The sequence below is a fragment of the Roseovarius sp. MBR-78 genome (assembly GCF_040547535.1).
In the GTDB taxonomy this organism is placed as follows: domain Bacteria; phylum Pseudomonadota; class Alphaproteobacteria; order Rhodobacterales; family Rhodobacteraceae; genus Roseovarius.
In genome coordinates, this window is the sequence record NZ_JBEPPX010000015.1 from 13,492 (window position 1) to 38,295 (window position 24,804).

At 67.1% G+C, this 24,804-nt stretch carries 19 protein-coding genes; 5 read left to right on the plus strand and 14 right to left on the minus strand.

What is annotated here, in order from left to right; genetic code table 11:
* Positions 1–4: 4 nt before the first annotated feature.
* From ABIE58_RS12890 to lptF, 3 genes are read right to left on the minus strand one after another with little or no spacing between them, the layout of a single operon-like run.
* Complete coding sequence (locus tag ABIE58_RS12890) at positions 5–2,191, minus strand: LPS-assembly protein LptD (RefSeq protein ID WP_354545130.1); 2,187 nt, start codon at positions 2,189–2,191, stop codon at positions 5–7.
* A complete protein-coding gene (gene lptG, locus ABIE58_RS12895) occupies positions 2,191–3,282 on the minus strand; it encodes an LPS export ABC transporter permease LptG (protein ID WP_354545131.1) in 1,092 nt (363 codons plus the stop codon). Before lptG ends, ABIE58_RS12890 begins: the two co-directional genes overlap by 1 nt.
* A complete protein-coding gene (lptF, locus tag ABIE58_RS12900) occupies positions 3,279–4,415 on the minus strand; it encodes an LPS export ABC transporter permease LptF (RefSeq protein WP_354545192.1) in 1,137 nt (378 codons plus the stop codon). Before lptF ends, lptG begins: the two co-directional genes overlap by 4 nt.
* A gap of 148 nt (positions 4,416–4,563) precedes the next feature.
* Between lptF and ABIE58_RS12905 the strand changes: the two genes are divergently transcribed.
* Together ABIE58_RS12905 and ABIE58_RS12910 are read left to right on the plus strand one after the other, a co-directional pair.
* Positions 4,564–6,033, plus strand: coding sequence for a leucyl aminopeptidase (locus ABIE58_RS12905; RefSeq protein ID WP_354545132.1), 1,470 nt, complete (start codon positions 4,564–4,566; stop codon positions 6,031–6,033).
* On the plus strand, positions 6,033–6,491 hold the full coding sequence (locus ABIE58_RS12910; protein ID WP_354545133.1) for a DNA polymerase III subunit chi: 459 nt from the start codon (positions 6,033–6,035) through the stop codon (positions 6,489–6,491). The genes ABIE58_RS12905 and ABIE58_RS12910 overlap by 1 nt, the downstream gene beginning before the upstream one ends.
* Before the next feature lie 225 nt (positions 6,492–6,716).
* Here the strand turns inward: ABIE58_RS12910 and der are convergent, their stop codons facing one another.
* Genes der through ABIE58_RS12925 form a run of 3 tightly spaced genes read right to left on the minus strand, consistent with a single transcriptional unit; the run spans position 6,717 to position 10,290 of the window.
* A complete protein-coding gene (gene der, locus ABIE58_RS12915; protein WP_354545134.1) occupies positions 6,717–8,174 on the minus strand; it encodes a ribosome biogenesis GTPase Der in 1,458 nt (485 codons plus the stop codon).
* Positions 8,175–8,222: 48 nt separating this feature from the next.
* Positions 8,223–9,566: a PQQ-like beta-propeller repeat protein gene (locus ABIE58_RS12920; protein WP_354545135.1), complete on the minus strand. Its 1,344-nt coding sequence runs from the start codon at positions 9,564–9,566 to the stop codon at positions 8,223–8,225.
* A 25-nt stretch (positions 9,567–9,591) separates the two neighbouring features.
* Positions 9,592–10,290, minus strand: a complete 699-nt coding sequence (locus ABIE58_RS12925) for a tetratricopeptide repeat protein (protein ID WP_354545136.1) — start codon at positions 10,288–10,290, stop codon at positions 9,592–9,594.
* Between the two features lie 197 nt (positions 10,291–10,487).
* On the opposite strand from ABIE58_RS12925, the gene ABIE58_RS12930 reads away from it, so the two are divergent.
* From ABIE58_RS12930 to ABIE58_RS12940, 3 genes are all read left to right on the plus strand, one after another.
* The gene (locus ABIE58_RS12930) at positions 10,488–11,714 is read left to right on the plus strand and encodes an efflux RND transporter periplasmic adaptor subunit (RefSeq protein ID WP_354545137.1); all 1,227 of its coding nucleotides are present in this window, start codon (positions 10,488–10,490) and stop codon (positions 11,712–11,714) included.
* Complete coding sequence (locus ABIE58_RS12935; RefSeq protein WP_354545138.1) at positions 11,711–15,472, plus strand: efflux RND transporter permease subunit; 3,762 nt, start codon at positions 11,711–11,713, stop codon at positions 15,470–15,472. Before ABIE58_RS12930 ends, ABIE58_RS12935 begins: the two co-directional genes overlap by 4 nt.
* A 211-nt stretch (positions 15,473–15,683) precedes the next feature.
* Positions 15,684–15,848, plus strand: a complete 165-nt coding sequence (locus ABIE58_RS12940) for a VPEID-CTERM sorting domain-containing protein (protein ID WP_354545139.1) — start codon at positions 15,684–15,686, stop codon at positions 15,846–15,848.
* A 104-nt stretch (positions 15,849–15,952) separates the two neighbouring features.
* Here the strand turns inward: ABIE58_RS12940 and xrtE are convergent, their stop codons facing one another.
* From xrtE to ABIE58_RS12980, 8 genes are all read right to left on the minus strand, one after another.
* The gene (gene xrtE / locus ABIE58_RS12945; RefSeq protein WP_354545140.1) at positions 15,953–17,563 is read right to left on the minus strand and encodes an exosortase E/protease, VPEID-CTERM system; all 1,611 of its coding nucleotides are present in this window, start codon (positions 17,561–17,563) and stop codon (positions 15,953–15,955) included.
* Between the two features lie 203 nt (positions 17,564–17,766).
* Positions 17,767–18,999, minus strand: a complete 1,233-nt coding sequence (locus tag ABIE58_RS12950) for a mandelate racemase/muconate lactonizing enzyme family protein (RefSeq protein WP_354545141.1) — start codon at positions 18,997–18,999, stop codon at positions 17,767–17,769.
* A gap of 43 nt (positions 19,000–19,042) precedes the next feature.
* Entirely contained in the window at positions 19,043–20,128 is a 1,086-nt protein-coding gene (locus tag ABIE58_RS12955) for a zinc-binding dehydrogenase (protein ID WP_354545142.1), read from the minus strand.
* Positions 20,129–20,213: 85 nt separating this feature from the next.
* A complete protein-coding gene (locus tag ABIE58_RS12960; RefSeq protein ID WP_354545143.1) occupies positions 20,214–20,876 on the minus strand; it encodes a hypothetical protein in 663 nt (220 codons plus the stop codon).
* Between the two features lie 88 nt (positions 20,877–20,964).
* Complete coding sequence (locus ABIE58_RS12965) at positions 20,965–21,738, minus strand: lytic murein transglycosylase (RefSeq protein WP_354545193.1); 774 nt, start codon at positions 21,736–21,738, stop codon at positions 20,965–20,967.
* Between the two features lie 160 nt (positions 21,739–21,898).
* A complete protein-coding gene (locus ABIE58_RS12970; RefSeq protein WP_354545144.1) occupies positions 21,899–22,777 on the minus strand; it encodes a hypothetical protein in 879 nt (292 codons plus the stop codon).
* Between the two features lie 178 nt (positions 22,778–22,955).
* Positions 22,956–24,362, minus strand: a complete 1,407-nt coding sequence (gene glnA, locus ABIE58_RS12975) for a type I glutamate--ammonia ligase (protein WP_354545145.1) — start codon at positions 24,360–24,362, stop codon at positions 22,956–22,958.
* A 48-nt stretch (positions 24,363–24,410) separates the two neighbouring features.
* The gene (locus ABIE58_RS12980; RefSeq protein ID WP_354545146.1) at positions 24,411–24,749 is read right to left on the minus strand and encodes a P-II family nitrogen regulator; all 339 of its coding nucleotides are present in this window, start codon (positions 24,747–24,749) and stop codon (positions 24,411–24,413) included.
* Between the last annotated feature and the right edge of the window lie 55 nt (positions 24,750–24,804).

A 24,804-nucleotide genomic window follows, 5' to 3' on the forward strand; every position in this document is an offset into this window, starting at 1 on the left:
GTCATCACTTCCTGCATGTGCGGGTGAAACTCTTGTCCAGCGAGGCAGAGGAAAAGCCCCGCAGCCCCACCGTAAAACCGATGTTGGTCTCGGGTTCAAGGACCGTCGTGGAGGTGAACCGGCGCGACACCGAAAGCGTGATGTCCACGCATTCGTTGGTATAGGTCAGCCCCGCCCGCGCGCGGATACTGCGATCGGTGGAGGCATCATAGCGCCATTCGCCGCTGGCGCTCCAGTGATCGGCGAACCGGTAGCGGCCATCAAAGGACCATTCCGACACCGTGAACGGGCGGCTTTCGGCCAGGTCCTCGGGCAGCCAGGTATAGGTGGCCCCCAGATCGGTGCGCGCGTTTTGCCAACTGACGCGCGCCTCGGCCTTGGTCGCGTCGAATTCGTCATCGAACAGGCCGCGCGCGGTGACCACAAGCCCGGTATCGTCGCGGAGTTGCATAGCCATGAGCAGATCGGAATGGCGCTCGCTCAGGCCCGAAGACTCGCTGAAGGTCGGCGCGCCGTCCGGTGGTTCGCGCAGGCGATCCTCGCGGATCACATGCCCCAGCGCCAGCCGCCCCTGCCACCCCGCCGGTGTGATCCGCGCATAGCTCAGCCCAACCGCGCTGCTCAGCCCGCGCTCGCGGCGATCGGCGGCGGGAAACCGTGAGATGTTGAACAGGTTGCCCTCGTCGAATTCTACGGCGCTGCTTTGCTCGAACGGCACGTCTGGATCGGAGCCGCCCGACCAGGCAAGCTGCGCCACCGGCTCGATGACATGGGCCGCGCCGCCCCGCGTCACCTTCATCAGCGGCCAGCGCAGGCGGATGGCGGCGCTTGGCGTGATCTCGGTCGCCTGCGAATTCCCTGTCGCGCCGATCTCGTCGATCTCGAAATGATCCATCGCAAGCCCCGCCTGGATCGTGCCCAGCACCCCCGCGCCCAGCAACCATTGCCGCACCCAATTGGCCTCGGTCGTGAGGCGGGTCACGTCATGGCCATCGGCGAAGCGGTCGAAATCGGCACCGTCCAAGCGCAGGTCGGATGTGCGCAGGTGGCTGTGCGCCTGCGCGGACAGGCGCAGTTCGCCCCCGAGCCGCGCCGGAAACAGCCGCCGCTCATAATCGCCATTGGCGATGACGCTTGGCATCGTCGAATTCTTCTCGTTCACGCGCAGCGACTGGAAATGATCGAGCGCGAGGCGGATATACTCGTCACGCCGCGCGCGCTCCAGTTCGACGCCGCTTTGCAGGCGGTCCTTGTCCGAAAACCCGTGATCGAGCAGGAACGTGTCATCACTCGTCAACTCGACGCCGAATTTCAGGGTGAAATCGCGCGGCAGGTCGAATCGCCCGGTGGCAAAGAGATAGCCGCGCGTCCCGCGCGAGCTGAAATCATCCTCTGCCAGCGCGGTCTCGATCTCGATCTCGCCCCGACGGAACACCTGCCGGTAGCGTAGCTCGATCCGGCGCGCATCGGTCGCCCAGAGCGGCGCGATGGTCAGGTCGCGGCTGTCACCGAAGGTAATGAAGTAGGGCACGCGCATACCGGTGCCGAGAAGGCTCGAATTGATCAGCGACGGCGTGAGAAAACCGGTGGCGCGATCCACCGTGCCATCGGGCATCTGGAGCCGGGGCAGATACAGCACCGGCGTATCGAGCACCCGCAACTGCGCGCCGTAGAAGTAGAGGCGCTGCTTTTGCTGGTCGTGGATCATCCGTTTGGCGCGGATCTGCCACAGCGGCGGGCGCCCGGTCTCGCAGACCCGGCAGGAGGTGACAGAGGCCTTGTAAAGCTCGTTGACGCGCGCATCGCTGCGCCGCATCTGGGCGGCGGCAAGCTGAATATGATCCTGCATCACGATCCGCGCGCCGCGCAGGATGCCGTTGACGAGGTCACGATCAAGCGTTGCGCTATCGGCAACCAGCACCACCGTGCCGCCCTCCTCGGTGAGCGTGAGCGGCCCGGTGATCTCCAGCTGGTCGCTGGCGCGGTCATAGACGATCTCGCGCGCGGTGAGCCTGCGCCCCTCAAAGAACGCCTCGACATTGCCGCGCGCGATGAGCCTGTCATCGGTGCCAAGCACAAGATCATCGGCCACCAGCATCGCCGGATCGGGCGGCAGCTCTTGCGCGCCCGCAGGCCCCGCAACCGCACTCAGCGCGCCCAGAAGCGCTAGGATAAGCCGAAACGCCCGCATCAGCCGTCCTCCAGGTGCAGGATGAGCCCGACCGCCAGCAAGAGCGCCGCAACCGGCGGCACCCAGGCGGCGAGGGACACGGGGATCTGCCCGTTCTCACCCAGGATCTGCGCGAAATTGCGCAGGTAATGCAGGCCAAAGCCCACGATCACCGCGCCAAGCACCCGAAGCCCGACATTGGCCCCGCGCACATGGCCGATGGTGAACGCCGCCGACATCAGCACCAGCGCCACAAGGAAAACCGGGCGTGCCAGCTCGCTCTGGAACCAGACCGCGTAGCGCCGCGCCGAGAACCCCGACGCCTCAAGCTGCGCGATAAAATCGGGAAGGTCCCAGACGGGGATGTATCGCGGCCGCCCGAAGCTGTCGAGGATACGGTCCTGCGTCAGGTCCGAGGGCAGGTCAAGCGCGGGCATGCGCTGCGCCCCGGCCTCGGGATTGCCGCCCTGATCGAGGGTCCATATCTTCACGTCCGACAGATGCCACGCCGCCGCCCCCAGCCGCGCCGTAGCGGCGTGGATGCGGCGCACCGGCGTGCCATCGGGGTCGAATTCAAGAAAGCTCGGGGCAAAGAGCACGCCCAGGTCGGCGCTCGCGCTCTCGGCAAAGATCACCGTCTGCCCGGTCGCATCCCCCTGCCGCAGCCACAGCCCCTCGGCGGCGACGGCAAGCGCCGCGCTCGCGATCCCGCGATAGGCGTTGGACAGGTTGTGATCGCGCTTGGAAGTGGCGGCCACGATCGGGTTGCCCACCGCCACCACCAGCACCCCCAGCACCAGCGTCACCATGACCGGCGCCATCAAGCCGCGCAGCGCCGAGCGCCCCGAGGCGCGCAGCACCACCAGTTCGGAGGACCGTGACAGCCGCAAGAACAGCGCCACCGAGGCAAGCACCACCACCAGCGGCAGGATCTCGTAATTGGCCCAGGGCAGCTTGAGCGCCACAAGGCCCAGCACATCGCCGAAGGGCCGGTCGGGGAAGTCCTCGAGCTTTTTCATCAACTCGATCAGCGCCAGCACCACGCCCAGCGCCCCGGCCACCCCGGCGAAGGTGAGCGCGAAGCGCCGCGCGAGATAGGCGTGCAGGATCATGCGCCGGTCTCCGCCGCCGGTCGTCGCCACGCAAAGAACCCGCCCGCCAGCCGCCGCCGCAGCCCCGGATTCTGCGCAAGCCACAACAGCCCCACCGACAGCCCCACCCCGACAAGCGGCGGGGCATAAAGCAGCGGCCAGAGCGACGCATTGACCAGCACCGGCCCGAGCACGGCGCTTTCGATCACCTTGAGCACGATCAGAAGCGCGAAGGCCACCAGAACCTGCCGCCATGTGCCAAAGCGGCTGAACGCACCGGCAAGCAGGGTGGCAAAGCCCACGAGCGCGGCCACGGCCCCCATCAGCGCCGCCGTGAAGCGCCCGTGAAGCTCTGCCATCACCGCCCCCGGTGCCACGCCGGTGCGCCGCGCGACCGCCTGCGGATCGCGCAGCATCTCAGGCGTCCCGGCAAAGGCCACCTTGTCCAGATTGATCGCCTCACGGCTGATGAGGCTGCTGATATCGTGGGAAAAATCCTTGAAATGCGTGGTAAAGAGCCGCTGGCCGGTTGGGCTGAACCTTTGCGCCAGCCCTGCCACCATCACCAGCCGCGTGCCGCCCGTATCCGTCACCAGGTAGGCGCGCGAGGAGGTATAGGTGACCGCGCGATCCTTTTCGCGCCGGTCCGACAGGAACACGTCGCGCAACTCGCCCTCCGGCGTGATCTCGCGGATGTAAAAGGTGATGCCCGGTGCCGGGTGCAGGAATGCCCCCGCCGTCAGAAGCTGCGCGGTGACATTGCGCGACACCTCGTCCTCGCGCTGGCGCAACTGGCTGAGGCTGTTGGGAATCAGCAGATGCGCGAGAATCGACATCATCACCGCCACCATCAGCCCGAACACTGCTACTGGCCAGATCAGACGCCACGGCGAAAGGCCGGTGGCCTGCACCACCGTCAACTCGCTATCCGATGACAGCCGGTGCACCACGTAGACGGCGGCGGCAAAGGCCGCGATCGGCAGCAACAGGCCAATCACCGCAGGCAGCGTGAGCGCGGTAAACTCGAAGAAAACCCATGCCGGCTGGCCATCGCCGATCAGCTTGTCGAACATGCGCACGGCCTTGTTGATCCAGAAGACCGACACCAGCACAAGCGCAAAGAAACCGAACAGCACCAACAATTGCGACAGCATGTATCTGTCGAATCTGGTCACATTTCCCCCCCGCGGCAGCAGTATTACCGGGCAACCTAGCCGAATTGATTACGGGGGAAAACTGCTAACTGGCCATCGGTGACGGGCCGCGCTAGGTCTGGGGCACATTGCCAAGGAGCCTGACGATATGACCCAGACCGCCGCCGTCCGTTTTGCCGCCCCCGATCTCGATACCATCGCCGAGGCACCGGGCCGCGTGGCCGTGATCGTCACCCCGGAGGGCACGCTCGATCCCGGCGGCCGGCGGGTCAACCGGCTCACCCGTGGCGCGCTGGCGCGGCTGATCGAGGGCGGCGCGCTCGACGGCAAGGAGCCGGGGGATGTGATCTCGCTCGGCTGGCCCTCGGGCATGGCGGCAGAGGCGCTCGACGTGGTGATCCTGCCGCGCAACGCGGGCGTGGATGCGTGCCGCCGCGCGGGTGTGGCGCTTGGCCGCGCCAAGGGGGGCAAGGCGCTCACGATCCTCGGGGGCGCGCTGCGGCGACCTGCCGAGGTGGCGCTGGGCGCGGTGCTGCGCGCCTATGATTTTGCCGCGCACCGCACCGGCGACAAGACCGATCCCGGCGCGACCACGGTCATGGTGAAAGACCCCGACGCCGCCGAGGCCGCCTTTGCCCCGCTGCGCGCGGTGGCCGAGGGCGTATTCGTCACCCGCGACCTGGTGAATGCGCCCGCCAACCACCTGACCACCACCGCCTTTGTCGCCGAGATCGAGGCGATGGCCGCGCTCGGCCTCAAGATCACCGTGCTGGATGAGGCAGAGATGGTGCGGCTTGGCATGGGCGCGCTGCTCTGCGTGGGCCAGGGCAGCGCCAGCCCCTCGCATCTGGCGGTGATGGAATGGCAGGGCGGCGGCGATGAGGCCCCGCTCGCGCTGGTTGGCAAGGGCGTGGTGTTCGACACTGGCGGCATTTCCATGAAGCCCGCGGCGGGCATGGAAGACATGACCATGGACATGGGCGGCGCGGGCGTTGTCACCGGCGTGATGCGCGCGCTGGCGACGCGCAAGGCACGCGCCAACGTTGTGGGGCTTGTCGGGCTGGTGGAAAACATGGTCTCGGACCGCGCCACGCGCCCCGGCGACGTGGTCACCGCGATGAAGGGCGACACGATCGAGGTCATCAATACCGATGCCGAGGGGCGGCTCGTGCTGGCGGATGTGCTCTGGTATGCGCAAGAGACCTATCACCCCCGCGCGGTGATCGACCTTGCCACCCTCACCGGCGCGGCGATCATCGCGCTTGGCCACGAGAACGCGGCGGCACTGTCCAATGATGACGCGCTTTGCGACGCGGTGCTGCGCGCCGCCCGCGCCGAGGGCGAGGGGCTGTGGCGGCTGCCTTTGGGCGCGGGCTATGCCAAAGCGCTCAAGAGCCGCATTGCCGATGTCAAGAACGTGGGCGGGCGGCCCGCAGGCACGATCACGGCGGCGGAATTCCTGCACCGCTTCATCGCGGAGGGCACGGCCTGGGTGCATCTCGACATTGCCGGTGTCGCCAGCGTCAAGGCCGAGAGCGCCTATGCCCCCGAGGGCGCGAGCGGCTGGGGCGTGATGACGCTCGACCGGCTTGTGCGCGACATGTTCGAGGGGGGGTGATGGGGGCGGCCTATTTCTATCACCTGACGCGCCGCCCGCTCGAGGTGACGTTGCCGCAACTGCTCGACAAGGCCCTGGCGGCGGGCTGGCGGGTGGCGGTGCGCGGGGTGGACGCGGCGCGGATGGACCGGCTCGATGCGCAACTCTGGCTGGGGCCGGAGGATGGCTTTTTGCCGCATGGCCGCGCGGGCGGGCCGCATGACGCCGATCAGCCGGTGCTGCTGACCACCGACACCGCCAGCCCCAACGGGGCCGCTTGCGTGATGGCGGTGGACGGGGCCGAGGTGACGCCCGAGGAAGTGCAGGCGCTGGAACGCGCCTGCATCCTTTTTGATGGCAGTGACGAGGTCGCGCTGGCGCGCGCGCGCGCCCAGTGGAAGGCGCTCACCGGGGCGGGCTGCGCGGCGCAATACTGGTCGGAAGAGACCGGCAAATGGCAGAAAAAGGCCGAGGCCTGAGCGGTTTGTGCCGCCGCGGGACAGCCGTCGCGATGCGCTTTCGGTGTTCGACATCTGATTGATGTTGCCCAAGGATGACCCGGCCTGCCATGCTGGGCGGTCGGGCGCTCGCGCGGCGGCGCGCAAGCGCGCCTTGCCCCGCGCGGGGCAGGAGGCGAATGGCAGCAGCAGGCCCCGAGTGTTCCCCCGCGCAGCACCAAGCCCGTTTGCATCAGGCGATGATCCCTAATTCAAATGCTTGCGCAGGCGCGACGGGCCCGGTGTCTTCTTGCCCTTGTAGGGGTTCTTGTCGGACTGGCTGCGCAGGTGCAGGCGAATGGGCGTGCCCGGCATATCGAAATCGGTGCGCAACCCGCCGACGAGGTAGCGACGATAGCTTTCGGGCATCTTGTCGGGATGCGAGCACATCACCACGAAACCGGGCGGACGGGTCTTGGCCTGGGTCATGTAGCGCAGCTTGATGCGCCGCCCGCCGGGCGCGGGGGGCGGGTGCTGTTCGATCATCCCCGCCAGCCAGCGGTTGAGCTGTGCCGTCGGCACCCGGCGATTCCAGACCTCGTGAGCCTTTTCCACCGCCGCGCGGAGCCGGTCCAGCCCCTTGCCGGTCTTGGCCGAGACCGTCACCAGCGGCGCGCCGCGCAGTTGCGGCAAGAGCCGCTCGAACGCCTCCTTGAGCGCGTGCAGCTTGCCCTGCCGGTCCTCCTCGATATCCCATTTGTTCACGGCCACCACCACCGCGCGGCCCTCGCGCTCGGCCAGGTCGGCGATGCGCAGATCCTGCGTCTCGAACGGGATCTCGGCGTCGAGCAGCACCACCACCACCTCGGCGAACTTGACCGCGCGCAGCCCGTCGGCGACCGACAGCTTTTCAAGCTTGCCCTGCACGCGGGCCTTCTTGCGCATCCCGGCGGTATCAAACAGCCGCACCGGCAGCCCGTCCCAATCGAGCCGCAGCGAGATCGCATCGCGGGTGATCCCGGCCTCGGGGCCGGTCAAAAGCCGCTCTTCGCCAAGGATGGTGTTGATGAGGGTGGATTTCCCGGCATTGGGCCGGCCCACCACCGCCACCTGAAGCGGGCGCTCGGGCGTGGGGCGGCGATAGGCGGGCACGGTCTCGTCATCCTCGGCCTCGTCCTCGTCAAGCGCGACGTCGATCTCTGGCATCTCGGCCTCGGCGCGGGCGGCGTAGAGATCGGCCAGCGGCATGAGCCGTGCGTAAAGGTCGTTCATCCCCTCGCCATGCTCTGCCGAGAGCGCGATGGGATCGCCAAGGCCCAGACCGTAGGATTCGAATATGCCGGGATCGGCCGCAGCGCCCTCGGCCTTGTTGGCGGCGAGGATGACATGGCCCGAGCGCTTGCGCAGGATATCGGCGAAAATCTCGTCGATCGGGGTCACGCCTGCGCGCGCGTCGATCACGAAAAGGCACACATCGGCCATGTCCACCGCCCGCTCGGTCAACCGCCGCATCCGTCCCTCGAGGCTGTCATCGGTGGCATCCTCAAGCCCTGCCGTGTCGATCACGGTAAAGCGCAGATCGCCCAGCCGGGCCGCGCCCTCGCGCAGGTCGCGGGTGACGCCGGGGGTATCATCGACCAGCGCCAGGCGCTTGCCGACAAGTCGGTTGAACAGCGTGGATTTGCCCACATTGGGGCGGCCCACGATGGCGAGGGTAAAGGACATGTCGCGGCTCCGCTCACGGTCAGAGATGCGTGATAGCCGATCGCGGCGTCAACGGAAAGCCAGAAGCTGCCCCTTCTTCGACAGTACGTAGAGCGTGCCGCCCGCCACCACCGGGTTGCTTGCCGCCCCGCCCGGAAGATCGACCGTGCGCGTGGGGCGCCCCGAGACCGGATCGTAAAGCCGAAGTTTGCCATCCGCCGAGGCCACCACAAGCTGCCCGCCCGCCAGAACGGGGCCGTAATGGCCGACGATCCCGGCCTGCCGCTTGGGCTTGCGCGCGGTGAAAAGCGGCAGGGCATGGCCCCAGATGCGGGCACCGTCCTCTGCCGAGAGGCGGATAAGCTCGTTTCGGTCGCTCACCAGGAAGAGCGATCCACCCGCGGGCCAGACCGGGTTGAGCGGGCCCTCGTCGGCGGTCCAGAGGCGTTTGCCGCTGCCAAGGCTGAGCGCCACCATGCGGCCCGAATGGGTGCCCACAAAGACGCGGTCGCCCACCACCAGCGGATCGCCGGTGATGTCGCGCACCCGCGCGCTTGCCAGCCCGCCGCGCTCGCCCGCGATCTGCGCATCCCACAGATGCAGCCCGCCCCGGCGGAACGCGCCCTGCACCTCGCCCGCGCCAAAGGCAAACACGGCATAGCGGTCGGTGATCGCGGGCGCAGGCCCGCCGAGAACGTTATGGATATCGGGCGTGCCCGAAAGTTGCCAGCGCACGCGCCCGGTTTCGGCGTCGAGCACCCAGGCCACCTCGTCACCCGCCACCGCGTAAACCAGCCCCTCATAGAATGACGGGGCCGTGGTGGTGGGCGCGTCGATATCCTGCTGCCAGAGCACCGCGCCGGTTTTCGCGTCAAGCGCGGTCACCGCCCCAAAGGCAGAGGTGACGAAAAGCCGCCCGCCGCCATAGGCCAGCCCGCCGCCGCTGGCATTGTCGGAACTGTCATTGGGCGGGGTGAGATCGGTGGACCACAAAAGCGCCCCCGAGTTTGACACCGCCGAAACCGTAGTCTCGGCATCGAGGGTGAAAATGCGCCCCCCCGCCACCACCGGATCGGCAGAGAGGCGCACGCGGCGGCCATCTCCCTTGCCGATGCCCACCGACCACGCCAGTGCGGGGGCCTGCGACAGCGCGGGATGCGCGGTGCGGGTTGCGGGCGTGCCGGGGCGTTGCGGCCAGTCGGGGTTGGCCACGGGCGCGGTCAGCGACAGCGGCAGGGCGCGATTGACCAGCGCCTCGCTGCCCTGCGCGCGCCGCGCCTCGCTCTGGAGCACGTCGCGGATATTCTCGCGCGGGCCGGGAAGGATCGGATCCTTTTTTGCGCAGCCTGCAAGGGCGAGCGCCGCCGCCATTGCCAGAAGAACCGTTTTCGCCGTCACCACTGCCGCCCCCATCTATCGCCTTGCACGTGATGCGCGATCACTGCGTGATCCCGGCATCCACCGCCGCATCCACCGTCTGGCCCGGAATTTCCGGCACATCCTCGCCCAGCGCCACAATCGCCTGCGCCACGCGGCGGCGCAAGGGCGGCGTTGCCTCGGCATCCACCGCGAGCGCGCCAAGCCGCTCAATCGCCTCGGCGCGGGCACCGGTCTCGATGTCGATCATCGCCAGTTGCTCCTCGGCCAGAAGCCGGATCAGCCCTTGTCGCGCGGCCAGCGGCGCAAGCCGCGCGCGGCGCGTCTCGGCATCCAGCCCGGCACCGGGCAGGGCCACCGCCTTGAGAGTGGCGATATCGCGGTAAATGGCGGGCACGTCGCCGCGATCTGCGAGCGCGAGCAGCCGCGTGGCCGCGCCCGGCGCATCCTGCGCCGCGCGCTCTGCCGCGGCCAGCAACCCGGCCACCGCGTCGGCCCCCGGCCCTGGTGCCGCCACCGCATCGAGCGCGGTGGCGCGGCCCGCGCCCTCGGGCGCCGCCAGCGCCGCAAGCACCGCATCGCCGAACGCCTCCGCCTCGGCGCGTGCCTGCGCCTTGCGCCACTCGTTCCACGCCGCGCCGCCCACCAGAAGCACCACCGCCATGATCCCGATCCAGCCATAGCGGCGCATGAGCCGGAACAGCCGGTCGCGGCGCACCTCTTCGGTCACCTCGTCGATGAAACTGTCGCTATCGCTCACGCCGCACCCCCTGCCGGATTTTCGCCCCTCTTACCCTGTCGGCCCTGCGCTGCCAAGGGGCCGGGATCGCGCGCGAGAACACGCTTGTCGAAAGTCCGGGAAAAGTTTAATCTGAACTGGTTGGTTCAGCGTATGAACTTCATACGCTGGTAGGCTGCGCGCTTGCGTGCCGCCTAAATCCGTTTGAAAGAGTGTTCATGCGCTTGTTCCCGATCCTCATATCCCTGTTGGTCAGCGCGGCCATCTATGCCTTCGTGTTCGAGCGCGAGCGCCTTGTGGCCTTGCTGCCCGCCCCCGCCCCGGCCGCGCCCGAGGAGGCGAGCGCCACGCCCGATACGACCGGTGACGCGGCGGTGATGCGCGTGGTGGTGCAGCGCTCTGAGGCGCGCGAGGTGGACAGCGCGGTGGTGGCGCGCGGGCGCACCGAGGCCGACCGCACCGTTGCGCTGCGCGCCGAGACATCGGGGCTGGTGATCTCGGAGCCGTTGAAACGTGGCGCGTTTGTCGAGACCGGCGACCTGCTCTGTCGGCTCGACCCCGCTGCGCGGCAGGCGGCGCTGGCCGAGGCCGAGGCGCGGCTGGCAGAGGCGCAGGCAGGCGTGCCCGAGGCGCGCGCCCGGCTTGAAGAGGCCCGCGCCGAAGTCGAGGAAGCGCAGATCAATTACCGCGCGGCAACCGGCCTTGTCGGCAGCGGCTATGCCTCCAAGACCCGCGTGGCCGCGACCCGCGCCGCGCTGCGCTCTGCCGAGGCGGGTGTCGAGGCGGCCACGTCGGGGCTTGAATCTGCCCGCGCCAACATCGAATCGGCGCGCGCCGCCGTCACCGCCGCAGAAGAAGAGATCAAGCGCCTGACCATCCATGCGCCCTTTGGCGGCGTGCTTGAAACCGATACCGCCGAGTTAGGCAGCCTGCTTCAGACCGGCGCGCTTTGTGCCACGGTGCTGCGGCTCGATCCGATGACGCTGGTGGGCTTTGTGTCCGAGACCGACGTGGCGCGGGTGAAGCTTGGGGCCAAGGCCAGCGGGCGCACCACATCGGGCAAGGAGGCTGCGGGCGAGGTGACGTTCGTGTCACGCTCTGCCGACGAGAGCACGCGCACCTTCCGCGTAGATGTGACCGTGCCCAACCCAGATCTTGCCATACGCGACGGCGAAACCGTCGAGATCGCCATCGCCGCAGCGGGCAAATCGGCACATCTGGTGCCGCAATCGGCGCTGACGCTCGATGACGAGGGCACGCTGGGCCTGCGCGTGGTGGAAGAGGGCAATCGCGTGGCCTTTACCCCGGTCACGCTCTTGCGCGACACGCCCGTGGGGGTGTGGCTGACCGGGCTGCCGGAGCGCGCCGATATCATCGTGATCGGGCAGGAATATGTGCGCGCGGGCGTCACCGTCGCGCCGGTCTACCGCGAGCTTGGCCAATGACCGGGATCGTCGATTGGGCCGCGTCGCGGGCGCGGATGGTGCTGGCCTTCGTGGTGCTGTCGGTCCTTGCCGGCACGATGGCCTATATCGGCCTGCCCAAGGAGGGCGAGCCGGATATCGAGATCCCGGCGCTCTTCATCTCGGTGCCGTTCCCCGGCATTTCCGCCGAGGATAGCGAAAAGCTGCTCGTGAAGCCGATGGAGGCCGAGCTGAGCGATCTCGACGGGCTCAAGGAGATGACCGGCACCGCAGCCGAGAATTACGGCGGCGTCGCGCTGGAATTCGAATTCGGCTGGGACAAGACCAAGATCCTCGCCGATGTGCGCGACGCGATGGATACCGCCGAGGCCGAATTCCCCGACGGGTTCGAGAAATACACCCTCAACGAGGTGAATTTCAGCGAATTCCCGATCATCATCGTCAACCTGTCCGGCCCGGTGCCCGAGCGCACGATGTTTCGCCTCGCACGCGATCTTCAGGACCGTCTCGAAGGGATGGAGCCGATCCTGGAGGCGGGCATCGCGGGCGACCGCGACGAGATGGTGGATGTCGTGATCGATCCGCTCCGGCTCGAGGCCTACAACATCACGGTGGCCGAATTCGTCAACGTGGTGCGCAACAACAACCAGCTTATCCCCGCAGGCGAGGTGGATACCGCGCAAGGCACTTTCGCGGTCAAGATCCCGTCCTCGTTCGAGGAAACCCGCGATATCTACGACTTGCCGATCAAGACCAATGGCGACCGCATCGTGCGGCTGGGCGATCTGGCGACCATCAACCTCACCTTCGAGGACCGCACCGGCACCGCGCGCTTCAACGGCGAGACGACGGTGGCGTTGCAGGTGGTCAAGCGCAAGGGCTTCAACATCATCGAGACCGCCGACATGGTGCGCGCGGCGGTGGCCGAGGCGGAAAAGTCATGGCCCGAGGAATTGCGCGTCGCGGTCAACGTAGGCACCTCCAACGACCAGTCGCGCACCGTCGGCTCGATGGTGAGCCAGCTTGAAGGCTCGGTTCTGACGGCCATCGCGCTGGTGATGATCGTGACGCTGGCGGCGCTTGGCATCCGCCCCGCCCTGCTGGTGGGCTTCGCGATCCCGACCTCGTTCCTGCTGTGCTTTGCGCTCTTGGCGGTGATGGGGGTGACGGTTTCCAATATCGTGATGTTCGGCCTCATCCTCGCGGTGGGGATGCTGGTGGACGGGGCCATCGTGGTGGTGGAATATGCCGACAAGCGCATCGCCGATGGCGAGGGGCCGATGCACGCCTATGTCGCCGCTGCCAAGCGCATGTTCTGGCCGGTGGTCAGCTCGACCGCGACCACGCTTTGCGCCTTTCTGCCGATGCTGTTCTGGCCCGGCGTGCCGGGGCAGTTCATGGGGATGCTGCCGGTCACACTCATCTTCGTGCTGTCGGCCTCGCTTCTGGTGGCACTGGTTTACCTGCCGGTTCTGGGCGGCGTCACCGGGCGGCTGGAGCAGTGGTTCGAGCAGCGCATCGGCACCATCGCGGGCGGCTTCTGGCTGTGGCATGTGGCGCTCTTGCCGCTAGCGGGGGGGGCAATGATGCTGGCGGGGCGCACGCTGCCGGTGGTGCTGGGCGAGGTCAGCGTGCAATTTGCGGGCATGGATGGCGGCGACATCCTCGGCTCGGTGATCCCGGTGCTGGCGACGGTGTTCGCCCTTGGCCTTGGCGCGGTGGCGGTTCTGGCTGTGGGCGTCGCGGGGGTTGTGGCGGTGTTTCTGGGGCTTCTGGCCGTGCCGCGCCGGTTTGGCAACGGGGTGCGGGCGCTGGGGCGGCGGGTGATGCCCGGACGCCGCGCGCGCGTGCAGGCGGGCTATCGCCGCTCTGCCTTTGGCTGGGTGATCCATGCCATCGTGGGCAACCCGGTGATGCCGCTGGTGGCCTTTGGCGCGGTGTTCGTGCTGGTGGGCTCGGTGCTCATGTTCTACACCGGAAACAACAAGGGCACGCAATTCTTTGTCGATACCGAGCCGGAGCAGGCCATCGTCTATGTGCGCGGCCGCGGCAACCTGTCGATCGGCCAGAAGGACGCGCTGGTGCGCCAGGTCGAGGATATCGTGCGCGCCCATCCCGGCGTCACGACCGCCTTTGCCTTTGCCGGCGAGGGCGGGCTTGACAGCAATACCGGCGGTGCCCAACCGCCGCGCGACACGATCGGGCAGGTGCAGTTCGAGACCATCCCCTGGGAGGACCGCCCGCAGACCACCGAGACATGGTTCACCATACCGCTGATTGATGTCGCGGTGCGGCGCAGCGTGGTCGATCCCGCCTATGACGGCAACCGCGTGATCGACGACCTGACCGCCGCGCTGGAGCAGATCCCCGGCATCAAGTTCGAGATCCTCGCGCAGTCGCGCGGACCGGCCTCGGCCAAGCCGGTGCATCTGCGCATCCGTGGCGATGACTGGCAACAACTCAAGAGTTTTACCGAGCAGGCGCGCGCGCGGTTCGAGGCGACCGAGGGCCTCTACCAGATCGAGGACACGCTGCCGCTGCCGGGTATCGACTGGCAGATCGAGGTGGATGTGGTGCGCGCGGGCCGGTTCGGGGCCGATGTGGCGACGGTGGGCGCGATGGTGCAGCTTGTCACGCGCGGCATCCTGCTCGACACCATGCGCGTGGAAAACAGCGATGAGGAGCTCGAGATCCGCGTGCGCCTGCCCGAGGGGGACCGCGTGCTTTCGACGCTCGACACGCTGAAGGTGCGCACCGAGCATGGCCTTGTGCCGCTCTCGTCATTCATCACCCGCACCCCGGTGGCGCAGCTTGCCCAGATCGACCGCATCGACCAGACCCGGTTCTTCGACGTCAAGGCGGCGGTGCAAAGCGGGCTGACCGCCACGGTGACCGGCGCGGACGGGCAGACCCGCGAGGTGCCGCTTACCGCCAACGAGCGCATCGAGCGGCTGACCGAGTGGCTCTCATCCGGCGTGCTGCCGCCGGGGATCAGCTATGAATGGACCGGCGATGCCGAGGATCAGAAGGAATCGGGCGAGTTCCTGCAAAAGGCCTTTGCCGGCGCGCTGGGCCTCATGTTCATCATCCTTCTGGCGCAGTTCAACAGCGTCTATAACGCGGTTCTCGTGCTGCTGGCGGTGGTGCTCTCGACTGCGGGGGTTCTGGTCGGAATGCTGGTGATGAACCAGCCGTTTTCGATCATCATGACCGGCACCGGGATCGTGGCGCTGGCGGGGATCGTGGTGAACAACAATATTGTGCTGATCGACACCTACCAGGAATATGCCCAATACATGCCGCGCATTTCCGCGATCACCCGCACCGCGCAGGATCGCATCCGCCCGGTGCTGCTCACGACGATCACGACGATGGCGGGGCTTGCGCCGATGATGTTCGGCCTCAGCCTCGATTTCGTGAATGGCGGCTATGCCTTCGATAGCCCCACCGCGCTGTGGTGGAAACAACTGGCCACGGCGGTGGTCTTCGGCCTTGGCATCGCGACGGTGCTGACGCTTGTCTTCACGCCCGCGATGCTGGCGCTACGCGTCTGGGCCACGACCTATGTTCTGTGGATGGCGCAGGGGCTGGCGGCGCTGTCGCTGGGCCGCTCGAGCGCCGTGGCCCGCGACTGGGCGCTGGCGCGCGCCGCGCGACGGGCGCGGCAAACCGAACTGATCTGGCCGGACGAACGCGACGAGGCGGGCGATGACGCCGAGACCTCCCCTCCCGCGCCACGGCCCGAAGACTCCGCCACGGTGCTGCGCGCGGCAGAGTGAGTCGCGCGCGCCTGCGCCCTTAAAGGCGGAGATTGTGCGCAATATCCGCCAAAACACCCGCAGATGGGAAACAATCCCCCGCCCACCTGCCGCGTCGTTGACGCAGATGACGCAAAACCTTACAAAGCTTGAAATATGGCGAAAAATCGTCGAAAACTTGGCGCATTGACGGTGTCGGCATCGGGCGGCAGGTAAAGCAGGAGATTGCATCATGTGGAGTTACTTTTTCGGCGGGTATGGCGGCGGCAGCCATGACGGAACATCCTCGTCCGTGCCCGAGATGGACGCATCGAGCGGCATTCTGGCCATCGCGGTCGTGCTCGCGGCGCTTGCGCTCGTCTGGGAAGTCAAACGCCGCCGTCGCGCGCGCTCCTGAGCCTAGAAAGCATGTTGCTCAAAAGTGGGAACCGGTTTGAGCTTCTCGAACATGCGAAATAGATAGGTTTGAGCAAGGCGCGTGAATGCGACATGCTCAAACGCTCAGATCAGCGCGAAATCACCCCTCCAAAGGGCGACGGCAGCGATCAGTGCATTGGCACTGGCATGGGCGGCGATGGCATCTGCCAGCCGCCCATTGCGCATGTAAAGTAGCGAGAACATCACCCCCGCCAGTCCGGCCTCAAGCCAGCGACCGTGCAGCGCGGCAAAGAGCGCGGCCGACACTGCGACCGCCAGCACCCGGCTCGGCCATGTGCCCCGGTCAAGCCGCGCCTGCACATAGCCGCGAAAGAACATCTCCTCGATCACCGGCACCAGCGCCACGGTGCCCAGCACCCGCAGCACCGCCCAGGCCGCCAAGCCCGCGCCCGAGAGCGCCGCCAGCCCCTCCGACAGGGGCGAGGGCGGGCCTGCGCTCAGCACCCAGGTCACCCCCACCGCGCCCCCCGCCAGCAGCGACAGCGCCGAGGGTTGCGCCATGAGCCGCGCAACGGCATGGCGCGCCCACCACAGCACCCCCGCCATCATCGCCACCTGCACCGGATAACCCAGCGCCGGATCGGCCCAAAACGCCTGCGCGATCATCCCTGACAGCGCGAATACGATGAACGGCGCGATCCGCGCGATTACGTCATCCTCTGCCGGGGCGGTCGGCGCGGCGCTCCGCGCCAGCGGCACCGCCGCCGCCTGAAGCGCGTACCGGCTGCGGTTCACGACGACGAGCACGCTCACCGCCAGCACGGTGAACATGATCCAGCCCGCAAAACTGTGAAACCCGTTCACCGCCAGTTCAGGCGAGACATGCGCCCCGATGAGAATGAGCGCGGTGATGCGGATCGTGTTGAAGCACCAGCTTGCCAGCAAGGCAAGCGGCCAGATCACCAGCCACATCCGCCGCAGGCGCAACTCGTCGCGAAAGAGCACGGTATACAGGCCCAGAAACGCGGTGATGAGCACCAGCCCCTCGATCCCCGAACAGGTATCGGCAACCTCGACCAGAAACCCCTCTGCCCCGATCACAAGCGCATCGGGATAGACCTCGACCGCGTCCGAGAAGAGCCGCAACAGCAGATAGACCGCGATGAAGGTCAGATCGGTCAGCGCCTGCACCGTCCAGAGCGGCCCGGCCAGAACCACGACGCCCGGCAAAGCGGCGGCAAAGCCCGTGATCGCCGCCAGCGACCAGCCCCGCCCCACGAGCCATGCGCGCCACGCCGCCGGGCGCGCCAGCCACATGACCCCGCCCAGCACGGCCAGCGCCGCGCCCGCGCACAGCACCGGGAACACCGTCGCGAATCGGGCGTTCATCGCCCCTTCGGGCACCGCCAGAAGCGGTGCGGCCACCAACGCCAGCCCGAGCGCGTGCACCAGCGCCCAGCGCCACCCGCCCGCGCCCTCATCGGCCATGCGTCCGAAGGCCACGCGCGCCTCGGGCCGCGCCCAGAGCCACACCCCCACGAGCGAGGCCGCGCAGATCACCCACAGCCCCGCCCAGCGCAGACCGCGACACGCAGCCTCGATCCCCGTCGCGCGGCATTCCAGATCGGTCATGACCTGGAATGCCGCCACCAGCACCACCGCCTCGGCCCCGAGCAGAAGGCCAAGGCGCAGCGCCCGGTGAGAGAGCGGGGAAAGTGCGTGCGTCACGATCATGGGGGCAGTCTAGCCCGACAAAAGGCGCATGAAAAAGGCCGCGAGACGGCGATTTCGCGCCGCTCGGAGCATGTTGCTATATGGTCGCCGAATAAATCCGAGTTATCAGGGAACTGCACCGTTGCAACAGGGCCCGCCCGTCACGCCAACGGCGTGCCTCGTGTCCGAGCGGGGGCAGGGGGAAAGCTTTCCGCCACCGCCCCTCACCCCTGTTTGAGCGGCGCGCCCCCGGCAAAACTGTTGCCATGCACATAGTCGCAGGGTGCGTCCTGCATTTCGAGATGCAGGCCGGTGCCGGTATAGGGATGCGCGCGTGCCAATGCCTCGTCCACCTCGATGCCAAGGCCGGGGGCCTCGGGCGGGGTGATGAACCCGCCCTCGACGCGGATGCCGCCCCGGATGAGCGCGTCGTGATACGGCGTCTCGATGCTCTCGACCATCAGGATATTGGGGATCGACGCCGCCAGGGCCACGTTGGCGGCCCATTCCACCGGCCCGGCATAAAGATGCGGGGCCATTTGCGCGCCATGCGCCTCGGCGATGGCGGCGATCTTCTTGGCCTCCCAGATGCCTCCTGAGCGGCCAAGCGCGGGTTGCAGGATCTCGGCGGCCCCGGCGCGCAGCACGGCGGCAAATTCGGCCTTGGTCGTGAGCCGCTCGCCGGTGGCCACGGGGATGCGCACGGCGCGGGCGACGCGGGCCATGTAGTCAACGTTATCCGGCGGAACCGGCTCTTCGAACCAGAGCGGCGAATACGGCTCCAGCGCCTGCCCCAGCCGGATCGCACCGGCGGGGGTGAATTGCCCGTGAGTGCCAAAGAGCAGATCGGCGCGGTCGCCCACCGCCTCGCGGATGGCGCGGCAGAACGCCACCGAAAGCGATATGTCCGAGAGCGCCGGCATATGCCCCCCGCGCATCGTGTAGGGGCCGGCGGGGTCGAACTTGATCGCGGTATATCCCCGGTCCAGCGCGTCAAGCGCGCTTTCGGCGGCCATGTCGGGCGAGGTCCAGAACGCGGTAAGATCGTGATGGGGCAGGGGGTAGAGATAGGTATAGGCGCGGATGCGCTCGTTCATCCGCCCGCCCAGAAGCGCCCAGACCGGCCGCCCCCGCGCCTTGCCAAGGATATCCCAGCAGGCGATTTCCAGCCCCGAGAAGGCCCCCATCACCGTCAGATCGGGCCGCCCGGTGAAGCCCGAGGAATAGGCGCGGCGGAACATTTTTTCAACGTTTTCAGGATTTTCCCCCGCCATGTGGCGCGAAAACACATCCTCGATCACGCCGCGCATCGCCTCGGGGCCTACGGAGGTGGCATAGCATTCGCCCCAGCCGGTGATCCCGTCATCGGTGGTAAGCTTGACCAATATCCAGTAGCGCCCGCCCCAGCCCGGTGCCGGGGGGGCGGTCACGATGATATCGAGATCGGCGAGTTTCATCATTGCCTCCTGCTATGGCCGCGCGACGCGCCGGGTGGGCCGGTCAGTCAAACACGATTACGTTGCGCTTGGCCGCGCCGGATTTGGTATCGGCAATCGCTTCGTTGATCTGGTCGAGCCGCCACCGGCCCGAGATCAATTCGTCGAGCTTGAGCCGCCCCTGCCTGTAGAGATCGACCATCCAGGGGATATCGCGGCGGATCACCGTCTCGCCCATCTTGGAGCCGATCATCGCCTGACCGGCGGCGGCGAAACTGGCGGCCTCGTAGCGGCTTGTCGCGCCCGAATGGGGCATGCCGACCATGACCATCTTGCCACCCCCGGCAAGGTAGCGCGGGGCCTCGTCATAGGCGCGCGCCGCGCCCACGGTGACGAAAACCGCATCCGCGCCGCGCCCCATGGCGGCCTTGGCCGCGCGCCACGGCTTGTCCTGGGTCGCAAGCACGCCGTCGGTGGCGCCGAAGTCGCGCGCCACGGCGAGCTTGTCCTCGGTCATGTCGACGGCCACGATGCGGCGCGCGCCCGCGATGCGTGCGCCCTGAATGGCGTTGAGGCCAACCCCGCCCGCGCCGATTACGACCACGTCCTGCCCGGCGCGCAACCCGGCGGCGTTCACCACCGCGCCCACCCCGGTGATGACGCCGCAGGCCAGAAGCGAGGCGGCGGCCATGTCGATGCCCTCGGACAGGCGCACAACCTGGCTGTGATGGACCACGACGGCCTCGGCAAAGGCACCGCAGGCCATCGCCTGATGCAGCTTGCTGCCGTCGGGCATGGAGAGCGGCCCGTGATCGCCGTCATAGGGCGTCTCGCATCCCGTGGGGCGGCCACCGGCGCAAGGCGCGCATTGGCCGCAGGCGCGAATGAGCGTCACCACGACCGGATCCCCCTCGGCAAGGCCGGTCACGCCGGGGCCGATGCCGCGCACGCGGCCTGCGGCCTCGTGACCATAGACAGCCGGAAGCGAGCCGCCCCAGCCGCCCTCGGCGAAGGTGATGTCGGAATGGCATATGGCGACGGCGTCGAGCGCGACCTCGACCTCGCCAGCCTGCGGCGCGCGCAAGGCCACGTCCTCGATGCTGAGCGGGGCACCGAACGCGTGGCAGACGGCGGCCTTGATCCTTTGCATGAATTTCTCCCTCGTTTTTTCACAGGTGAGGGGGATTCGGGCGCGGGTGCAAGCGTAATCCGTGGGTCTCTGCGCGGCCCCGTCCTCAGGCGCTGAGGAGGGGCTGCGCCTCGCGCAGGGCGGTATAGGCGAGCAGCGCCGCGCCGATGGGCGGGGCGTGCAGGAACAGCGTCAGCCCCAGCGTGACCACGGTCAGGCGCAGCGGCTGCGACGGGATATTGGGCAGGGCGGTGGGCTCTATCGCCTCCTTGCGCCATGCGCCGTTGCGCGCCTCGCCGCGTTTGCGGCGCGCGGTCTCGAAATCTTGCGAGGTAAGCCTTGGCGCGGTCGCGCCCAGAAGATCAAAGGTCCGGTCCATGAGCGAGGTGCCCACGGCCTGCGAGCTTGGGCCCCGCAAGACCGCATCAAAGGGCAGGTAGCCGCCCAACCGCTCCAACGCGCGCTCGAGCAGCACGCTATAGGCGTTTGGATCAAAGGGTGAATGTCCCTTGCGCCGGGGCGGCGGGCCGATGGCGATTACAAGGTAATGCGGCCGGTCCTCGCGCTCGGGCGGCAACCAGCCAAGCGCGATGCGCACGGACTCGCGGTCGATGAGCGCGATATCCTCGCCGTCCCATGTCAGGCGGCGCACCTGCGTCGCAAGCCCGTGCGAGGAGATGTCGAATTCCTCGACGATATCGGGGAAATCCATCCCCGGCGGGCCGTGATATTCCAGTGCGGCGATGTCGCCGTAAGATTGCCTGCTCATGATCTGCCTTTCGGCTTGCTCCTGTCCTGAAACGGAGGGAACCCAAAATGCACTCTTTACGCCCGTCTCACCGTCTTGTTGCGCAGCCTCAGCGCCCGTCGATCTGTGCCGCCATGATGGCGATCGCCTTTTGATAGACGTCGGCGGCGTTCCATTGCTCGATCACCGCGAAATTCGGCTCGCCGGGTTGATAGCCGCCCCCCGGCTGCCAGCCCTTGGCGCGCAGGAAATTGGCGGTCGAGGCCATCGCGTCGGTCAGGTTGTAGAAATCCACCTGCCCGTCGCCATTGCCGTCCACGCCATAGCGCAGCGCGTTGCCCGGCAGGAACTGGGTATGGCCCAGCTCGCCATGGCGCGCGCCCTGCGTGGCGGGGGTGATATCGCCGCGATCCACCAGCTTGAGCGCGCCAAGCGCGTGGGGGCGAAAGAACTCCGACCGGCGGCAATCCCATGTCAGCGTGACAATGGCCGAGACCACCGACGTATCACCCATGAAGCGGCCAAAGCCGGTTTCCATCCCATGGATCGCGATCAGCACGCCCGCGGGCACGCCGTATTGCCGCTCCAGCGCATCGTAGAAGGCCGCGTCGCGCGCCCGGCGCTGGCGTCCTTGTGACACGATGACCGAGGCACCGCGCACCTCCATGAACTTCTCAAGGCTGTAGCGAAAGCTTTTCTGGTTGCGGTCGGCGGCGATGGTGGCATGGGCGTATCCGGCCCGCATCAGCGCGTCGATCCCGCGCTGTCCGACACCTTCGGCGGCGGCTTCGCGCGCGAAATCGTGCTTCCACGCGTCAAAGCCGTGGCCGGTGTCGCCGCATTGCGCGGCCCCTGCCGCCCCGGTGCCGAGCCCGGCCAACATCAGGGCGACGGCGAGGCCAAGGGCAGAACGGCGCGGCGTGGCGCATGGGGACGTGACTGACATCGTTACTCTCCTGATCGGTGCATGAACACCGCCACCATACCGCGCCGATGCCTTGGGACAAGGCGTTGCGCGCGGCGATATCGGGGGGTTGCGCGGATCATCCGCCAAGCACCCCGACCAGTTGCGCGGCTTGCGCGATCTGGCCATGTGTCGCCAGCACCATGAACATGCCGGTCAGCGCCGTGGTATGCGCGGCCAGCCGCATGTTCTCGCCGCGCAGCAAGTTGATGATCGCAAGCGCCACCGCGACCGGCAGCGCAAAAAGACCAAGCGTCACGGTCATCATCCAGACGCTGAGCCGCAGCGGCGCAGTCGGCTCGCGGATGTCGTCTGGCTGCGCCATCGCCGTGGCTTCGGCCGGGTCGGGATCGCGGAACGCCGCGCGCAGCGCGTCGATCCGCGCCTCCTCGGCGCCGCCCTTGCCAAAGCCGGGCATTTTCGCGCGCAGTTGCGCATAGGCCGCCTCGACATCGGGCAGACGGTTGCGACGGGGCCGGGGGGCGGCGGGCTTGGGGCGCATCGGCGCGGGCATCGCGGCGGTATTGGCCACCGCGGCGCGGAACTCGGCCCGCGTCAGCACCGCGCGCGGATCGGTCCATTGCACGTAATCGGGGGCGAGCGATGCTTGCAGCGTGGTCAGAAGATAGGCGATCAGCGTCTCGGCCGTCGCCCCGGCACCGGCCTGTTTTTCCACGCGCAACTCAACGATATGGGCGGGGGTGTCATCGAGCCGGGGCAGCGGGTGGCCCTCTGCTATGCGCACCCGGCAGACAAGGTGGCGTGCGCACAAGATGGCCTGCGTGTCGCTTACGCAACGCCGCTCGTCCACCCGCTCGCCCAGCCGGTCGAGCGTATCGGCGATACCGCAGGTGATCGCGGCGATATCGAATGATTTTGTACCCAAGAATACTAGCCCGGCCTGAACCTTCTGGATCGTATCGGTCATGGTGGCACCTATCGGTTTTTCGGTCACCATGGAAATTGACAGGGAAATTGGCACCCAGTTTGTTTCAAATGCGGATACATTGAGGCAATATGTTCGGAAACATCACATTGGCGCGACCTGCGAAACAGCTTGCCCGCATAAGAAAAGGCACCCCGGTGTCGGGGTGCCTCAGGGTTGTAAGTCGGGCCAAATCTGCCCTGATCATGCCTTAGCAGCTGTAATACATCAGGAATTCGACCGGGTGCGGCGTGTGCTCGTAAAGTTCGATCTCTTCCATCTTGAGCGCGATATAGCCGTCGATCTGGTCGCGGGTGAACACGTCGCCCGCCAGCAGGAACTCGTGATCGGCGCGCAGCGCGTCGAGCGCCTCGCGCAGGCTGCCGCAGACGGTGGGGATGCCTTCCAGCTCCTCGGCGGGCAGGTCGTAGAGGTTCTTGTCCATCGCCTCGCCCGGATCGATCCGCGACTTGATCCCGTCAAGCCCGGCCATCAGAAGCGCGGCAAAGCACAGGTAGGGGTTGGCCGAAGGATCGGGGAAACGGGCCTCGACGCGCTTGGCCTTGGGGCTTTCGGTCCACGGGATACGGATGCAGCCCGAACGGTTGCGCGCCGAATAGGCCCGCAGCACCGGTGCCTCGAAACCGGGGATCAGCCGCTTGTAGCTGTTGGTCGAGGGGTTGGTGAAGGCGTTGAGCGTTTTCGCGTGCTTGAGGATACCACCGATGAACCACAGCGCCTCCTGGCTCAGATCGGCATATTTATCGCCCGCGAACAGCGGCTTGCCGTCCTTCCAGATCGACATGTTGACATGCATCCCCGTGCCGTTGTCGCCATAGATCGGCTTGGGCATGAAGGTCGCGGTCTTGCCATAGGCCTGCGCCACGTTGTGGATGACGTATTTGTATTTCTGCATCTCGTCGGCCTGCTTGGTCAGCGTGCCGAAGATAAGGCCCAGCTCGTGCTGGCACGACGCCACCTCGTGGTGGTGCTTGTCCACCTTCATGCCGAGACGCTTCATCGTCGAGAGCATTTCCGAGCGGATATCCTGACCGTCGTCAATCGGGTTGACCGGGAAATAGCCGCCCTTGAGACCGGGGCGGTGGCCGGTATTGCCCATCTCGTATTCGGTGTCGGTGTTCCACGAGCCGTCGATGGCATCGACCTCGTAGGAGACCTTGTTGATCTTGTTGGAGATGCGGACATCGTCGAAGATGAAGAATTCCGCCTCAGGCCCGAAGAAGGACGTATCGCCGATCCCGCTCGCGATCAGGTAGGCCTCGGCCTTCTGCGCGGTGCCGCGCGGATCGCGGTCATAGGGTTCGCCGGTATCGGGCTCGACCACCGAGCAATGCACGCAAAGCGTTTTCTCGGCGTAGAACGGATCGACATAGGCGCTGTCGGTATCGGGCATCAGCTTCATGTCGCTGGCCTCGATGCTCTTCCACCCGGCGATGGAGGAGCCGTCGAACATGAACCCCTCTTCGATGAAATCCTCGTCGACCAGATCGGCGATCACGGTCACGTGCTGAAGCTTGCCGCGCGGGTCGGTGAAACGGATATCGACATATTCGATATCCTCGTCCTTGATCAGCTTGAGAAGCGCGTCGGTGCTCATGCGCCTGTCCCTTTCGTTATGTGGAATGTTGATGGGTTGTTGGATGTGTCAGAGCGCGTCCGGCCCGGTCTCGCCGGTGCGGATGCGGATGGCTTGCTCGACAGGGCTGACGAAGATCTTGCCGTCGCCGATCTTGTCGGTGCGCGCCGCGTCCACGATGGCCTCGATCGCGCCCTCGACCTGATCGTCATCGACGACCACGTCGATCTTGACCTTGGGCAGGAAGTCCACGACATATTCGGCCCCGCGATAGAGTTCGGTATGGCCCTTCTGGCGGCCGAACCCTTTGACCTCGATCACCGAAAGCCCCTGAATGCCCGCCTCCTGCAAGGCTTCCTTCACCTCGTCGAGCTTGAATGGCTTGATGATCGCCTCGATCTTTTTCATCGCAAGGAGCCTCCCTGACCGGTTTCGCAGCCGTGCAAATCACTTCCCGCAGGAG

What these genes read in the sequence shown, in the direction of transcription:
- ABIE58_RS12890 (WP_354545130.1), bottom strand. Translation starts at nt 2,191, where the DNA reads ATGCGGGCGTTTCGGCTTATCCTAGCGCTTCTGGGCGCGCTGAGTGCG.
- lptG (WP_354545131.1), bottom strand. Translation starts at nt 3,282, where the DNA reads ATGATCCTGCACGCCTATCTCGCGCGGCGCTTCGCGCTCACCTTCGCC.
- lptF (WP_354545192.1), bottom strand. Translation starts at nt 4,415, where the DNA reads ATGCTGTCGCAATTGTTGGTGCTGTTCGGTTTCTTTGCGCTTGTGCTG.
- ABIE58_RS12905 (WP_354545132.1), top strand. Translation starts at nt 4,564, where the DNA reads ATGACCCAGACCGCCGCCGTCCGTTTTGCCGCCCCCGATCTCGATACC.
- ABIE58_RS12910 (WP_354545133.1), top strand. Translation starts at nt 6,033, where the DNA reads ATGGGGGCGGCCTATTTCTATCACCTGACGCGCCGCCCGCTCGAGGTG.
- der (WP_354545134.1), bottom strand. Translation starts at nt 8,174, where the DNA reads ATGTCCTTTACCCTCGCCATCGTGGGCCGCCCCAATGTGGGCAAATCC.
- ABIE58_RS12920 (WP_354545135.1), bottom strand. Translation starts at nt 9,566, where the DNA reads ATGGGGGCGGCAGTGGTGACGGCGAAAACGGTTCTTCTGGCAATGGCG.
- ABIE58_RS12930 (WP_354545137.1), top strand. Translation starts at nt 10,488, where the DNA reads ATGCGCTTGTTCCCGATCCTCATATCCCTGTTGGTCAGCGCGGCCATC.
- ABIE58_RS12935 (WP_354545138.1), top strand. Translation starts at nt 11,711, where the DNA reads ATGACCGGGATCGTCGATTGGGCCGCGTCGCGGGCGCGGATGGTGCTG.
- ABIE58_RS12940 (WP_354545139.1), top strand. Translation starts at nt 15,684, where the DNA reads ATGTGGAGTTACTTTTTCGGCGGGTATGGCGGCGGCAGCCATGACGGA.
- xrtE (WP_354545140.1), bottom strand. Translation starts at nt 17,563, where the DNA reads ATGATCGTGACGCACGCACTTTCCCCGCTCTCTCACCGGGCGCTGCGC.
- ABIE58_RS12950 (WP_354545141.1), bottom strand. Translation starts at nt 18,999, where the DNA reads ATGAAACTCGCCGATCTCGATATCATCGTGACCGCCCCCCCGGCACCG.
- ABIE58_RS12955 (WP_354545142.1), bottom strand. Translation starts at nt 20,128, where the DNA reads ATGCAAAGGATCAAGGCCGCCGTCTGCCACGCGTTCGGTGCCCCGCTC.
- ABIE58_RS12960 (WP_354545143.1), bottom strand. Translation starts at nt 20,876, where the DNA reads ATGAGCAGGCAATCTTACGGCGACATCGCCGCACTGGAATATCACGGC.
- ABIE58_RS12965 (WP_354545193.1), bottom strand. Translation starts at nt 21,738, where the DNA reads ATGTTGGCCGGGCTCGGCACCGGGGCGGCAGGGGCCGCGCAATGCGGC.
- ABIE58_RS12970 (WP_354545144.1), bottom strand. Translation starts at nt 22,777, where the DNA reads ATGGTGACCGAAAAACCGATAGGTGCCACCATGACCGATACGATCCAG.
- glnA (WP_354545145.1), bottom strand. Translation starts at nt 24,362, where the DNA reads ATGAGCACCGACGCGCTTCTCAAGCTGATCAAGGACGAGGATATCGAA.
- ABIE58_RS12980 (WP_354545146.1), bottom strand. Translation starts at nt 24,749, where the DNA reads ATGAAAAAGATCGAGGCGATCATCAAGCCATTCAAGCTCGACGAGGTG.